We start from the raw sequence: 13533 nt of genomic DNA on the forward strand, positions 1-13533 counted from the left end.
TTATGTGCCCTAATTCAGGCGGGTGCAGCGTCCTCTAAACGCAGCTGCGGGCTCTGGCGACCGCCCCATGAATTGATCTCGAGGCGCCCTGCAAGGTGGAAGCGTTTGCCGCCGTGATTCTCCAAGGCCGGGCCAAGGGGTGTGTCCATGGCGCCAAAGCAAATCGCTTCAAGGCGCGCGCCGAGGCCATCGCTGAAGGTGATTTTGAGATGGGTCTCGCCGACGCGTTTGGTAAAGCTGATTTCAACGTCGGGAAAGGCGAACCTAGGGGCGGGAGCCCCTGCGCCAAAGGGGCCTGCTTGCTCCATCTGCTCGATCATCTCGATTTGTGCAGCGCCCGGCATGAGCATGCCGTCAAGGCGAAGATCGGACGGGCCTGCGTCACCCGCGCCTTGCTTGGCCATAAGCTCGGAGAGGCGCGCCATGGCGGGTTCCAACTGCGCGCGGCTGAGCGACAGGCCTGCGGCCATTTTGTGACCGCCGCCTTTTTCAATGAGGCCTTCATGGGCGAGTCTCTGGATGGATGCGCCAAGGTCGACGCCGCTGATCGAGCGTCCCGAACCTTTGCCCACGTCGCCGTCAAAGCCGATCACGATTGCAGGACGATGCGCAGCGTCCTTGAGGCGTGAGGCAACGATGCCGACGACGCCGGGGTGCCAGCCCTCTCCAGCGGCCCAAGCGAGGGGGGCGTCAAAGCCGCGCTGTTCGGCCTGTTCCAGCGCAGCGGCGCGTACATTGTTTTCGATCTCGCGCCGCTCTGTGTTGAGCATGTCGAGGCGTTCGGCCATGGCCTGCGCCTCGTGGGGGTCACGCGTCGCCAAAAGGCGCGCACCAAGGTCAGCCTTGCCGATGCGCCCGCCCGCATTGACGCGCGGACCCAGCAGGAAGCCGAGGTGATAGGACGAGGGCGCGGTATCCATGCGCGAGACATCCGCGAGCGCGGTGAGGCCAATGCGTGACCGACGCCCCATCACGGTGAGGCCCTGGCGCACCAGCGCGCGGTTCACGCCAATCAGGGGCGCGACGTCAGCGACCGTGCCAAGGGCGACAAGATCGAGCATTTTCAGCAGGTTAGGGCCAGTTGCGCCGTCATCGCGCAACTGGCGACCTGCTTCGACAAGCATCAAGAAGACGACGCCAGCAGCGCACAGATGCGCGAGATCACCGGTTTCATCGGCGCGGTTCGGATTCACCACCGCAAGCGCGGGGGGCAGCGTTTCGCCGCCAAGGTGGTGATCAAGCACGACCACATCCGCGCCAATGGCCGCGGCGATGGGGCCATGAGAGAGCGTGCCGCAATCGACGCAGATGATCAGGTCGTGATCGCGCGCAAGCATCGACATGGCTTCATCGTTGGGGCCGTAGCCCTCGTCGATACGGTCGGGAATGTAGAGCGTGGCGGATTGATCGAAATGGCGCAGCCAGTCGATGATCAGCGCGGCAGAGGTGCCGCCATCCACATCGTAATCGGCGAAGATCGCGATCTTTTGGCGGTTTTTGACAGCGGCGAGAATGCGCGCGGTCGCCTTTTCCATATCGCGCAGGGAGCGTGGATCGGGCAGCAGGTTTTTGAGGGTGGGCGCGAGGAAATCTGCGGCCTCCTCGGGCCTGACCGCCCTGCGCGCAAGAATGGCGCAGATCGGGGCGGGCAGGCCGGTTGCCTGCGCCATGGCCTCGGCCTGGCGCGCGATTTCAATGTCCGGACCGACCCAGCGCCGCCCGGTCAGAGAGCGCTCCACGTTGAGGAACGCCCTCATTATTTTAAACGCTCACGGGGTTGCGGTAGGACATGCGCCGCACAGAGCCGGTCTTGGAGCGCATCAGCAGCGTTTCGGTTGTGACATAGCCCACCTCGCGCTTGATCGCAGGCAAAAGCGTGCCGCCTGTGACGCCTGTCGCGGCGAAGATCACATCCTGAGTGACCATATCATCGCGGCTGTAGATGCGGTCGAAATCGGTGATGCCGGCTTTGCTCGCGCGGCCACGCTCGTCATCGTTGCGAAACAGCAAACGGCCGTAGATTTGTCCGCCCATACATTTGAGCGCCGCAGCGGCCAAGACGCCCTCGGGCGCGCCGCCTGAGCCCATATACATGTCGATGCCCGTGAGATCGGGTTCGGCGCAGTGCATGACGCCGGCGACATCGCCATCTGTGATCAGGCGGATAGAGGCCCCGGTCGAGCGGACCTCGGCGATCATTTCATCGTGGCGCGGACGCTCAAGGATGCAAACGGTAATGTCAGAGGGCGCACAGCCTTTGGCGGTGGCGAGCGCGGAGACGCGCGTGGCGTAGGGCATATCGAGTGTGACGATGCCCTCGGGGTAGCCCGGGCCAATGGCGAGCTTGTCCATATAAACGTCCGGCGCGTGCAGCATGGAGCCGCGCGGGCCCATGGCGATCACCGTGAGCGCGTTTGGCATGTCCTTAGCCGTCAGGGTGGTGCCCTCAAGCGGATCAAGCGCGATATCAACGCCCGGGCCGTTGCCTGTGCCGACTTCCTCGCCAATGAAAAGCATGGGGGCTTCATCGCGCTCGCCCTCGCCGATGACGACGACGCCGGCGATGTCCAGTAGGTTCAATTGCTGGCGCATGGCGTTGACGGCCGCTTGATCGGCGGCTTTTTCATCGCCGCGCCCGATCAGGGAGGCGGAGGCGATGGCGGCTTGCTCGGCGACGCGCGCGAGGCCGAGGGAGAGCATGCGGTCATTGAAATCAACTGGCTTGGACATGAGGGCTTCCTTAGAGAATTGTTAGCCTTGGCCTAGCGGGCGGGGGCGCGCAAGACAAGGGGAGCGGGCGCGCTGTGGCGAGTGTTTGCGCTGACATTGGGCGTTGGGAGCGAGAGGGCCAGCCCTCTCGCGCTCTCCCGAGGTATTTTTGGACCAAAGAAGGAGGCTCAGGCAGGGTCGCTGGCATCGAGCGTGCGGATCAGGCCTTGGAGGAGCATCGCGATCATGACGCCGTTCAGGCCGTGCCAGATGAAATGGGTGCCTGCGGGGAAGCTGTTGCAGATCGCCATATCGACTGTGCGCGCGCAGAGCGAGACTAAGAAGGCAAGCGTGGCGGCGATCACCCAAGGGGCCATCGGGCTGGAGCGGCGCCATGAGAGGATAGAGAACACGATCAGAGCGATGACGGCGGGTGCGTATTGGCCCGAGCCGTTCAGCGGATCGCGGCGGGGCTCTGTGAGTTCGGGCGCGGAGCCGTCGCTGGCAGCGAGGACCACCACGGTGATGACTGCGGCGATTGCCAGAAAGATGATTGTGAGCTTGCCAGGGTTCACGCCGCCGATGCGGCGGATGGCGACGAAGACGAAGACGGCCACAAAGCTCCAGATCGGGATGGTATCAGCAAAGGCGGACCAGACCTGCGCGAACGTGTGAAACAAGAATGAGCCGATGCCGATGAGGCCTGCGAGGGTGATCAGGATCCAAAGATCTGCCTCGCGTCGATTTTGCGCAACTGCGGTGCGCGCAGCCCAAAGTGCGGCAAGAAGGAACATCGCGTTGCTGATCGCGTTCAGCGGTTCTGCCCAGAAACTGGCGTCCGTGCGTTCGCAATAGATATCAACGGCTTGGGTCCAGTCCATCGTGCTGCACCTTAGAGGTTTTCGATGCGCAGCGCGACCGGCGCAGTAGAGACCACATCGGTTGCATTCATCGCTGTGATCGCTTCATCGAGTGCTTGGCGCATACATTTATGGGTGACGATCAGCACGGGCGCGGTTTCGTCCTGGTGGCCGTATTGGCGCATGCGGTCGATGGAAATGCCTGCCTCGCCCAGAATGCTGGCGATTTTAGCCATTGCACCCGGTTTGTCCTTGAGGCCGACGCGCAGATAGAATGGCGCGGGGGTGGAGGCCATGGCGGCGGGGGCTTTGACAAGCTGCGCTGCAGGAATTCCGAAGGTCGGGATGCGGACGCCGCGTGCGATATCCATAACGTCGCCCATCACCGCTGAAGCGGTCGGCCCCATGCCTGCGCCGGGGCCGCGCAGCACGATTTGCTCTACGCTGTCGCCCTCGATCACCACCATATTGGTGCCACCATCAAGCTGGCCGAGCGCGGATGTGTCGGGCACGAGGCAGGGCGTCATGCGCTGCTCGAGACCACGGCCGGTCATTTGGGTGACGCCGAGCAGCTTGATCTTGAAGCCCATATCAGCGGCATGTTTGATGTCGGAAAGTTCTATCCGCTGGATGCCTTCCAGCTCGACTGCGTCGAAGTCGACTTGCGTGCCAAAGGCGATGGACGCGAGCAGGGCGAGTTTATGGCCCGCGTCGATACCGCCGACATCGAGGTTCGGGTCTGCTTCCAGATAGCCAAGCTCGGCGCATTCTTCAAAGAGCGCTTCATAGCCGCGCCCGGATTTTTCCATATTGGTTAGAATATAATTGCAGGTGCCGTTCATCACGCCCATGACGCGGGTGATTTCATTGCCTGCAAGGCCCTCGAGCAGGGATTTGATCACAGGGATGCCGCCAGCGACAGCAGCCTCGTAGCGGATCACCGAGCCTGCGTTTTCAGCCGCCAGCGCGAGGGCTTGGCCGTGATGGGCGAGCAGGGCCTTGTTGGCAGTAACCACGTCCTTGCCTGCGGCCAGTGCCGCTTCTACGGCGTCCTTGGCCGGGCCGCTTTCGCCGCCGATGAGTTCTACGAAAACGTCTACGTCATCGCGCGTGGCCAGTGCGACCGCATCGGTTTCCCAAGCATAGCCTGACAAAGACACGCCGCGATCGCGGCTTTGATCACGCGCGCAAACGGCACTGATCACCACTTCGCGCCCTGCGCGCGCGCTCAGAAGTGCGCTTTGTTGGCGGATGATCTTGACCACGCCCGTTCCCACGGTTCCCAGACCTGCAATTCCAAGGCGCAAAGGCGTTCGCTGGTTCATCCGGGGTCTCCTTCGGGATAATTTCTGGCGTGTGTTGCTCTGCGTTTAGCTTTGACGCTGCACAGGTGCAATGTTGCATTGCGCTCTTTCGCGGTTTCGCCTTGCTTATTCGGGAGCGATCGGCGCGTTGATCCCGCGCTCCATTCGTTTGCGCAAATCTGCGTCGAAAAGCGGATCGCTTGCGGCTTGTACATCGCGGCGCGCGCGCAGGGCGTCTATGCGGTTCTGCATAGGATCATCGCTGTTCTGCCCGGGCGTCGGTGCAGCCTGAAGATCATCGCGGCGCGCGGTCAATTCTTCCTGCACCTCTCCGGTGATGCTTGGCTCCGGTTCTTTCAGAAGTTCCTCAATCGGGACCAGTTTAGGGTAGGGGCTTTTGGCATCGAATTGTTCTTCGGAGACGTCGAGTTCCGGAAATTTCTGGCATCCGAGCAGGGCGGTCGCTGCGAGGGCAAGGATAAAGGGGGTGGAGGCGCGCATGATTAAATGGTCCAACTGCTTTGCACCCCTTTGTGCCGTAGCCGCGCGCGGGGGGCAAGGGGAGCACAGGGCGCGTGTGCGATTAGTGGTTTTTTTTGAACGCGTGTTCAGTTAACATAAGCTCCATGGCTCGAACCCAAGGATCCCATTCCGGCACCACCCGCCCGCGCGTGCGTGCGGCGGCGCAGCGTCTGTTTGCACAAAGCGGCTATGCTGCTGTTTCCATGCGCCAAATTGCGAGCGAAGTGGGGGTGCAGGCTGGCGCACTTTATAATTATACGCCTGACAAACAGGCGCTGTTGTTCGATCTGATGCAGCAACATATGGACGATCTGCTTGCGGCGCGCGCGTTGCAAACACATGGCGCAGGGCCGCTTGCCGCTTTGGAGCAGTTCACGCGGTTTCACATCCGTTTTCACCTTGATCGCCCCGATGCGGTCTTCATCGCTTATATGGAATTGCGCAATCTGACCGCGCCACATTTCGAGCAGATTGAGCAATTGCGCAGGCGCTATGAGAGCGAACTCACCGATATTCTGCGTACAGGGCAAAGGGCGGGGGTGTTCGAGATCGCCGATATACCCGTCGCAACGCGTGCGGTGATCGCGATGCTGACGGGGGTCACGACTTGGTATCGCGAAAGCGGCGCGCTTAGCCGCGTCGATGTTGAGGACGTCTACTGGCAAATGGTGCGCGGGGCGGTTGGGGCGCGTTGATGCGCTCCCCTTTTCCCGGTTAGTGAGCGGGTTTTATCCGCCGCTCACAGGTAAAAGTGGGCACCGGTTTTTCGGGTTAGTGAGCGGGTTTTATATGCCGCTCACAGGTAAAAGTGGGCACCGGTTTTCCCGGTTAGTGAGCGGGTTTTATAAACGTCCCGTTGCGCAATTCCTTCACGGCCTGCTGCAATTCTTCGCGCGTGTTCATTACGATAGGGCCGTGCCAGGCCACAGGTTCTTTGAGCGGCTGGCCCGAGATCAAAAGGAACCGCACGCCGTGCTCGCCCGCTTGCACCGTGATCTCTTCGGAGGCACCGAAGCGCACCAAAGTGCGGTTGCCTGAAAGGTCACGGATGTTAACCTCCTCGCCGCCGACCTCCTTTTCCAAAAGCACACCCATGGGCGCAGAGCCATCGACGAAGGCCGCATCGCCCTCGAATACATAGGCGAAGGCGCGGCGGTGGTGGCTGAGCTTGAACGTCTTTTTCACGCCGGCTGGCACATGGATATCAAGATATTGTGGATCGGCCGCAATGCCATCGACGGGGCCCGTTTTGCCCCAGAAGTCGCCGACCACGACCTTCACGCGGGTGCCGTCGTCGTCAATAATCTCGGGAATTTCCTTTGATTCAACGTCCTGATAGCGCGGCGCTGTCATTTTCAGCGACGCGGGCAGGTTTGCCCAGAGCTGGAAGCCATGCATCTGCCCCTTGGCATTACCGTGCGGCATTTCCTGGTGCATAATCCCCGAGCCGGCAGTCATCCATTGCACGTCCCCTGAGCCTAGCGTTCCGGTGTTGCCAAGGCTGTCACCGTGATCGACGGTGCCGTTCAGCACGTAGGTAATGGTTTCGATGCCGCGGTGGGGGTGCCATGGAAACCCCTTCTCGAATTTGTCGGGGCTTTCGCCGCGAAAGTCATCAAAGAGCAGGAACGGGTCTAGTTCTGTGGGGTCCTGAAAGCCGAACGCGCGGTGCAGATGCACGCCCGCGCCCTCAAGTGTCGGGGTTGCAGTGGATGTTTCAAAACGGGAACTGACGGACATGATGTGCCTCCTTTAAGGGTTAAGGAGAACATAGTGTTAAAGGGTCAGTGCGCAATTAAGCGAAAACCAACGGGTTGTGTGCATGGGTGCACAGGAGGCGTTACCCGCCGGTATGGCTCATGTGGCGTGTGACCTGACCATCGGCCTTTTGGCGCGAATAGTCGAAATCATGGCCCTTTGGCTTCAGGCCGATGGCCTTTCGAATTGCTTCTTGTAGGGGCGCTACGTCCTTCGGGTTGTTGCGCAACGGCGCGCGCAGGTCGGCCATGTCTTCCTGACCGAGGCACATATAAAGCTCGCCCGTGCAGGTCAGGCGCACACGGTTGCAGCTTTCGCAGAAATTATGCGTCAGCGGCGTGATGAAACCAATCTTCTGGCCGGTTTCCTCTAGGCGGACATAGCGGGCCGGACCGCCTGTGCGTTCGTCAAGTTCCGTCAATGTGTAGTGCTGCGCGAGCTGGCTGCGCAGATCATTGAGCGACCAGTATTGTCCGACGCGGTCCTCGTTTCCAAGATCGCCCATCGGCATGACCTCGATCCAGGTCAGGCCCATTTCGCGTTCAGCGCACCATTGCGTCAGCCTTAGCAATTCGTCCTCGTTGAAGTCTTTTAGCGCAACCGCGTTAATTTTTACTTTAAGACCGGCGGCCAAAGCGGCGTCAACGCCTTTCAAGACCTGCGCAAGGCGGCCCCAGCGGGTGACGCGCGCGAATTTTTCCTCGTCCAGCGTATCGAGCGAGATGTTCACACGGCGCACGCCCGCAGCATAAAGCGGCTCTGCGAATCGTGCGAGCTGGCTGCCATTGGTCGTTAGCGTCAATTCATCCAGAGCGCCGCTGTCGAGATGGCGGGTCATGCCTTGGAAAAACGTCATGATATCGCGGCGCACCAAGGGCTCACCGCCCGTGATGCGCAGTTTTCGCACACCCATGCCGATGAACGTCGTGCACATGCGATCAAGTTCTTCGAGGGTCAGTAACTCTTTCTTAGGAAGAAACTGCATATTCTCGGACATGCAGTAGACGCAGCGAAAATCGCAGCGATCGGTTACCGAGACGCGAAGGTAGGTGATCGCGCGTGCGAAGGGGTCAATCAAAGGAGCTGTCATATCTTAACGGTAGTGCGACAAGCGAAAGCCCGCAAGTGCGGCGATGCACTTTGGCGGATGTTATTGCGCTTTGCGGTGCAGGGCGTAATTTGGCGATATGAATCGTTTGATTTTCCTTGCGGCGCTGATCGCGCTGTCCGCTTGCGCGCAAACCCCGAACGGGGGCGCGCGTCCCGAAGCTGTTTCGCCGCGGAGTGATCAGATGCGCCCGTTGTCGCGTCCGGCAGGTTTGGGCCGCGTCGTGCCCGCAGCGGCGAAAACGGTCGAGGAATTCGACGTGACAACGCCGCAGGAACGCGCAGCGGCGGCCGCTGTGCCTGTGCAGGGGGGCGAAACGCGCCTTGGACTGACCGTCGCCTCGCTTGGCGATCCGTCGCAGGCAGGTTTCTGGATCAAGACACCGCTGGTGAGCGCACCGGGCAAAGGGCGTGTGGTTTATCCTGGCACGGGCAAATCCGTGCAGCTTGATCTGATCCCGATTGAGGGCGCGGGCTCTGCGGGCAGCCGGCTTTCGTTAGCGGCGTTCCGCATTATTGATGCACCGCTGACGGAGCTGCCCGAGGTCGAAGTCTTCTTGGGCGGTTGATCGCGCGCCTTGATAACCTTGGCCCTATTCTTCGCGCATCAATCGCGCGGCTTCCTTGCGTGCGAAGGGTTTTAGCGTCTCGCCATGTTGCTCAAGAAACGCGGCGACGCGCGCGCGGTCGTGTTTGCTTAGCTCGCGCAGCCACCACGCGATCGCCTTCTGGATGAACCACTTGTGATCGCTCGCATAGCTCTCGATCCAGCTGAGAATACGTTCGCGTGCGGCGATCTCTTCAGGTTTGGGGTTGTTCTGTTTGGTCCAGGGCAGGGTGATCACCAGCGCTGCGCGCCGCGTCCAGAGGTCGTCGCTACGCGTCCATTCCTCGATCTGGTCAAGGCGGGATGGATCGGCGACGAGGCGCTTTTGACCCGCCATGCAAACATGATCGGCAATCGCCCAGCTGTCGAAATCAGGCACCCAGCTTTTGATCAGATCCCAAGCGGCATCATCGGGGCGAATGCGTGCTTGGGTCAGCAGCTTTGCCGCGGCGATGCGCGCCTCATAGATATCTGTGTCCCAAAGCGCGCGCGCCAGCGCGACGCGGGCCTCGACATCGAGGGCGCTGCGCCACTCTTTCGTCAGATCATTGAGCGCGGGATTGGGAATGCCAAGGTATTCGCGCGGCGCTTTGTGATACTTTGCCATGCCGGCTGCGCGGCCTGGCTCGATCGCATCGCGTAGCGCGTCCAGTGCTTCCGAGAGGATCATTCGACTGTCACGGATTTGGCGAGATTGCGGGGTTGGTCCACATCCGTGCCTTTGGCGACGGCGGTGTGATAGGCAAGCAGCTGCGCGGGGATCGAATAGACGATCGGGCTGATCAACGTGTGACACTCTGGCATAACGATTTGCCCCCAAACGTCGCCTGCATGCTCAAGCCCTTTGCGATCGGAAATGAGCAACACCTTGCCGGAGCGTGCCATGACCTCCTGCATGTTGGAAATGCTCTTGTCATAAAGATCGTCGGAGGGGGCGAGAACAACCACCGGAACCTTCTTGTCGATCAGCGCAATGGGGCCGTGTTTAAGTTCGCCCGATGCATAAGCTTCGGCATGTATGTAGCTGATTTCTTTTAGTTTTAATGCACTTTCATGTGCGATTGGATACATCAGTCCACGCCCGAGGAACAGAATGTCACGCGCTTCCGCGAGCTTGCGCGCGTGCGCTTTAATCGCGCCGGATTGCTCTAGCGCGACGTTCAGCAGACCGGGCAGCGCGCGCATGGCGGCGGCGGTTTCGCGCAGGTGCTGCTCGCTCATGGTGCCGCGATCGCGCGCAGCCTTTAAAGCCAATGAAAGCAATACGGTAAGCTGACAAGTGAAGGCTTTGGTGGAGGCGACGCCAATCTCTACACCAGCAAAAATCGGGTAGGTCTGATCGCTTTCGCGGGCGATCGAGCTTTCGGCGACATTGGTTACCGACAGGATTTTGTCTGCCTTGCCAGTGCAATAGCGCAGTGCGGCCAAAGTGTCGGCGGTTTCACCGGACTGGCTGACGAAAAGCGCTGCGGTCTGGGCGGGAATCGGCGGCTCGCGATACCTAAATTCAGAAGCGACATCGACTTCGACAGGGATGCGCGCCAGTTTTTCAAACCAGTATTTCGCAGTGAGGCAGGCGTAGAATGCGGTGCCACAGGCGACCATTGTCAGGCGCTCGATCTTGGTGAAATCGATATCGCCGCCGGGCAGCACGATATCATCGCCCGCAGCTGGCAGGTAGTTGTTGATCGCTGCGCCTACGACGGCAGGCTGTTCCGCGATTTCCTTGGCCATGTAGTGATCGAAACCGGCCTTGTCGACCTTGGCGGTGTCGATCTCGATCACGCGCATTTGGCGTCCGACCTGATGTCCTTCGGCATCCCAAATGAGCAGGCTCTTGCGGGTTAGAACAGCGCGGTCGCCTTCCTCCAGGTAAGTGATGCGATTGGTCAAAGGCGCGAGCGCGATCGCATCGGAGCCGATATACATCTCTTCGGCGCCATGGCCGATTGCGAGGGGCGAGCCCTTGCGCGCGGCGACCATAAGGTCGTCCTCACCGTGAAACAGGAAGGCGAGGGCGAATGCGCCTTCAAGACGCGCAATCGTCTTTTCCGCCGCCTCGATCGGGCCGAGGCCGCTTTGCATGTAGTGATGCGCCAGCAATGCAACGGTTTCCGTATCGGTTTCTGTCACGAAATCAATGCCATGGCCTGCAAGTTCGGTGCGCAATTCGCGGAAATTCTCGATGATGCCATTGTGCACCACAGCGACGGGGCCGGCCTGATGGGGGTGGGCGTTGTCGGTGGTCGGCGCGCCGTGCGTCGCCCAGCGGGTGTGGCCGATGCCGGATTTGCCCGCGAGCGGGTTGTGCACCAGAAGATCGGAGAGATTGACCAGTTTGCCAACCGCACGGCGACGATCCAGAACGCCGTTGTTCACAGTCGCGATACCGGCGCTGTCATAGCCGCGATATTCCAGCCGCCGCAGCGCTTCAACCAATGTCGGCGCAACCTCATGCTGCCCCAAAACCCCTATAATTCCGCACATTATACGGCTCCCTTCGTCTTCAAAAACTTCTTTTTCTTTAAAATATCGAACAATTTCACTGCCAGCCCTGCCTTGTTCACTTGCGGCGTCCGCGCAATCGCAAGCGCCTCGTCGGGGACATCTTTGGTGACCACCGTGCCGCTGCCGGTCATCGCGTTTGCGCCAACGCTGACAGGTGCCACAAGCAATGTATTGGAGCCGATGAAACTATCTGCGCCAATCTCGGTGTGATGTTTCATGACGCCATCGTAATTGCAGGTGATTGTACCCGCGCCGATATTGGCGCGCGGCCCCACATGGGCATCGCCGATGTAGGACAGGTGGTTGACTTTGGCACCCTCGTCGATCACCGCATTCTTGATTTCGACGAAATTTCCAACGCGGGTGAACTCGGCAAGCTCTGTGCCCGGGCGCAGGCGCGCGTAGGGGCCGACGACCGCACCGCGGGACACGTGGCAACCCTCCAAATGGCTGAACGCCCGGATCGTCGCGCCGTTTTCAACCGTGACTTCGGGGCCGAACACCACGTTGGGTTCGATCACTGTGTCGGGGCCGATATAGGTATCATGCGAGAGGTAAACCGTGTCGGGGGCGTGCATGGTGATGCCTGCCTCCATGAGCTCCAAACGGGCCTTAGCCTGAAAGATCGCATCCGCTTCGGCCAGTTGCGCGCGTGAATTGACGCCAAGCGTTTCGCTTTCGTCGCACGTGACGGACGTGGCGCTAAGGCCTTTGGCCTGCGCGATTTCAACGATGTCGGTGAGGTAGTATTCCCCCGATGCGTTGTCATTGCCAACGGCATCGACCAGATCGAAAAGCACCGAAGCCTTGGCGCAGATAACGCCGCTGTTGCAGAGTGTTATGGCGCGTTCTTCATCGCTTGCATCTTTGAATTCAACGATCTTGGAAAGGCTTTTACCTTGCATGACCAAGCGGCCGTAGCGCCCTGGATCGTGCGCGACAAAGCCAAGGACAATCACATCATGCGCGGCGCGTGCGTCGCACATGGCTTGCAAGGTTGCGGGGCTGATAAAAGGCGTGTCGCCGTAGAGCACGATCGCGTCGCCGTCAAAGTCACGCAGGGCCTCTTTGGCCTGCGCGACGGCATGGGCTGTGCCGAGTTGCTCCGTTTGCAGGACGACTTCGGCGGTCTCATCATAGGCGCTTGCCGCGGCGCCGACGGCCTCGGCACCGTGACCTGCGACGACGATGGTCTTTTCCGGTTCCAGATCTTGCGCGCTTTTCATCGCGTGCACGAGCATGGGCGCGCCGGCAACTTCGTGCAGAACCTTGGGCAGATCTGATTTCATGCGGGTGCCCTTGCCAGCGGCAAGAATGATGAGAGCGATGCTCATTTTGTCTAATACTCTTTGCAATTTGTTAGGGGCCGTTCTACCTAAACTTCGAGGTAGAGCAAGTCGCGAGTGTTCACCTTAGATTGCGGTGTGTAACACGCGTCTTTGCGGCGTGGCCATCGCTGCTTGCGGGAGGCACTATGCGCACGGTTATTTTCGATCTTGATGGAACGCTTGCAGATACGAGCGGTGATTTGCTAGCGGCGGCGAACAGTTGTTTTGACGCGATGGGCATGGCGGTGCGCCTTGAGCCAAAGGCAGATGCAGGCACCGCGCTGCGCGGTGGGCGCGCAATGCTGAGCCTCGGGATCGAGCGCGAGACAGGGCAGGCGGCGCAGGCGGCGCTTCTGGATGCGCAATACCCCGCTTTGCTGCGCGCCTACGAGCAGGCGATTGACGTGCATACGGTCATGTATGACGGGGCGATGGATGCGGTGGAGCGGCTGCGCAGCGACGGGTTTGCGGTTGGAATTTGCACCAACAAACCCGAATATCTGGCCGAGATTTTGATGACCAAACTGGGCGTGCGCGGTGCCTTTGGCTCGCTTGTCGGGGCGGACACGCTGGCGGTGCGCAAGCCCGATCCGGAGCCGTTTTTCGAGGCCGTGCGCCGCGCGGGGGGCGATGCTGCGCGCTCCTGCCTGATCGGCGATACTATTACGGATCATTCCACCGCGCGCGCCGCTGGCGTGCCGAGTGTGCTGGTCACCTTCGGCCCCGGAGCGCGTGCAGGGCAAGCGGATATTCGCGCATTGGAGCCCGATGCACTGCTGGATCACTTCAATGAACTGCCGGCTTTGGCCGTGCGATTGCTGGGAGCCTGA

13 protein-coding genes are annotated in these 13533 nt (G+C 60.6%); 3 read left to right on the forward strand and 10 right to left on the reverse strand.

The features are described from left to right. Positions 1-14: 14 nt before the first annotated feature. The 5 genes from recJ to B9P63_RS13765 form a co-directional block, all read right to left on the reverse strand. A complete protein-coding gene (gene recJ, locus B9P63_RS13745) occupies positions 15-1757 on the reverse strand; it encodes a single-stranded-DNA-specific exonuclease RecJ (RefSeq protein WP_085309780.1) in 1743 nt (580 codons plus the stop codon). A gap of 4 nt (positions 1758-1761) precedes the next feature. Beyond that, on the reverse strand, positions 1762-2730 hold the full coding sequence (gene glpX, locus B9P63_RS13750; RefSeq protein ID WP_085309782.1) for a class II fructose-bisphosphatase: 969 nt from the start codon (positions 2728-2730) through the stop codon (positions 1762-1764). Positions 2731-2897: 167 nt separating this feature from the next. Continuing rightward, positions 2898-3590 carry a ceramidase domain-containing protein gene (locus B9P63_RS13755; RefSeq protein ID WP_085309784.1) on the reverse strand — a complete coding sequence of 231 codons (693 nt, stop codon included), beginning with the start codon at positions 3588-3590 and terminating at the stop codon, positions 2898-2900. Positions 3591-3601: 11 nt separating this feature from the next. Continuing rightward, positions 3602-4894 carry a homoserine dehydrogenase gene (locus B9P63_RS13760; protein WP_085309786.1) on the reverse strand — a complete coding sequence of 431 codons (1293 nt, stop codon included), beginning with the start codon at positions 4892-4894 and terminating at the stop codon, positions 3602-3604. Between the two features lie 105 nt (positions 4895-4999). Further along, positions 5000-5374 carry a hypothetical protein gene (locus tag B9P63_RS13765; RefSeq protein WP_085309788.1) on the reverse strand — a complete coding sequence of 125 codons (375 nt, stop codon included), beginning with the start codon at positions 5372-5374 and terminating at the stop codon, positions 5000-5002. Between the two features lie 125 nt (positions 5375-5499). On the opposite strand from B9P63_RS13765, the gene B9P63_RS13770 reads away from it, so the two are divergent. After that, complete coding sequence (locus B9P63_RS13770; protein WP_085309790.1) at positions 5500-6090, forward strand: TetR/AcrR family transcriptional regulator; 591 nt, start codon at positions 5500-5502, stop codon at positions 6088-6090. Positions 6091-6223: 133 nt separating this feature from the next. Here the strand turns inward: B9P63_RS13770 and B9P63_RS13775 are convergent, their stop codons facing one another. Next, the gene (locus B9P63_RS13775; protein ID WP_085309792.1) at positions 6224-7135 is read right to left on the reverse strand and encodes a pirin family protein; all 912 of its coding nucleotides are present in this window, start codon (positions 7133-7135) and stop codon (positions 6224-6226) included. Between the two features lie 100 nt (positions 7136-7235). Then, positions 7236-8243 (reverse strand): GTP 3',8-cyclase MoaA, encoded by a 1008-nt coding sequence (moaA, locus tag B9P63_RS13780; protein WP_085309794.1) that lies wholly within the window; start codon positions 8241-8243, stop codon positions 7236-7238. A 97-nt stretch (positions 8244-8340) separates the two neighbouring features. On the opposite strand from moaA, the gene B9P63_RS13785 reads away from it, so the two are divergent. Next, complete coding sequence (locus B9P63_RS13785; protein WP_085309796.1) at positions 8341-8829, forward strand: hypothetical protein; 489 nt, start codon at positions 8341-8343, stop codon at positions 8827-8829. Positions 8830-8853: 24 nt separating this feature from the next. On the opposite strand, the gene B9P63_RS13790 is transcribed toward B9P63_RS13785, so the two are convergent. From B9P63_RS13790 to glmU, 3 genes are read right to left on the reverse strand one after another with little or no spacing between them, the layout of a single operon-like run. Further along, on the reverse strand, positions 8854-9537 hold the full coding sequence (locus tag B9P63_RS13790) for a DNA alkylation repair protein (protein ID WP_085309798.1): 684 nt from the start codon (positions 9535-9537) through the stop codon (positions 8854-8856). Beyond that, a complete protein-coding gene (gene glmS / locus B9P63_RS13795) occupies positions 9534-11354 on the reverse strand; it encodes a glutamine--fructose-6-phosphate transaminase (isomerizing) (protein ID WP_085309800.1) in 1821 nt (606 codons plus the stop codon). The genes B9P63_RS13790 and glmS overlap by 4 nt, the downstream gene beginning before the upstream one ends. Continuing rightward, a complete protein-coding gene (gene glmU, locus B9P63_RS13800; RefSeq protein WP_085309802.1) occupies positions 11354-12709 on the reverse strand; it encodes a bifunctional UDP-N-acetylglucosamine diphosphorylase/glucosamine-1-phosphate N-acetyltransferase GlmU in 1356 nt (451 codons plus the stop codon). Before glmU ends, glmS begins: the two co-directional genes overlap by 1 nt. 140 nt (positions 12710-12849) lie before the next feature. Here glmU and B9P63_RS13805 point away from each other — a divergent pair, with 140 nt between their 5' ends. Further along, entirely contained in the window at positions 12850-13533 is a 684-nt protein-coding gene (locus B9P63_RS13805) for an HAD-IA family hydrolase (RefSeq protein WP_085309804.1), read from the forward strand.

It is taken from the genome of Planktotalea arctica, from assembly GCF_002105285.1.
Taxonomy (GTDB): domain Bacteria; phylum Pseudomonadota; class Alphaproteobacteria; order Rhodobacterales; family Rhodobacteraceae; genus Planktotalea; species Planktotalea arctica.

Excerpts from the sequence above, each read along its gene's own strand:
- glmU (WP_085309802.1), bottom strand. The coding sequence starts at position 12,709 with ATGAGCATCGCTCTCATCATTCTTGCCGCTGGCAAGGGCACCCGCATG.
- glpX (WP_085309782.1), bottom strand. The coding sequence starts at position 2,730 with ATGTCCAAGCCAGTTGATTTCAATGACCGCATGCTCTCCCTCGGCCTC.
- B9P63_RS13775 (WP_085309792.1), bottom strand. The coding sequence starts at position 7,135 with ATGTCCGTCAGTTCCCGTTTTGAAACATCCACTGCAACCCCGACACTT.
- recJ (WP_085309780.1), bottom strand. The coding sequence starts at position 1,757 with ATGAGGGCGTTCCTCAACGTGGAGCGCTCTCTGACCGGGCGGCGCTGG.
- B9P63_RS13760 (WP_085309786.1), bottom strand. The coding sequence starts at position 4,894 with ATGAACCAGCGAACGCCTTTGCGCCTTGGAATTGCAGGTCTGGGAACC.
- glmS (WP_085309800.1), bottom strand. The coding sequence starts at position 11,354 with ATGTGCGGAATTATAGGGGTTTTGGGGCAGCATGAGGTTGCGCCGACA.
- B9P63_RS13790 (WP_085309798.1), bottom strand. The coding sequence starts at position 9,537 with ATGATCCTCTCGGAAGCACTGGACGCGCTACGCGATGCGATCGAGCCA.
- moaA (WP_085309794.1), bottom strand. The coding sequence starts at position 8,243 with ATGACAGCTCCTTTGATTGACCCCTTCGCACGCGCGATCACCTACCTT.
- B9P63_RS13770 (WP_085309790.1), top strand. The coding sequence starts at position 5,500 with ATGGCTCGAACCCAAGGATCCCATTCCGGCACCACCCGCCCGCGCGTG.
- B9P63_RS13765 (WP_085309788.1), bottom strand. The coding sequence starts at position 5,374 with ATGCGCGCCTCCACCCCCTTTATCCTTGCCCTCGCAGCGACCGCCCTG.
- B9P63_RS13805 (WP_085309804.1), top strand. The coding sequence starts at position 12,850 with ATGCGCACGGTTATTTTCGATCTTGATGGAACGCTTGCAGATACGAGC.
- B9P63_RS13755 (WP_085309784.1), bottom strand. The coding sequence starts at position 3,590 with ATGGACTGGACCCAAGCCGTTGATATCTATTGCGAACGCACGGACGCC.
- B9P63_RS13785 (WP_085309796.1), top strand. The coding sequence starts at position 8,341 with ATGAATCGTTTGATTTTCCTTGCGGCGCTGATCGCGCTGTCCGCTTGC.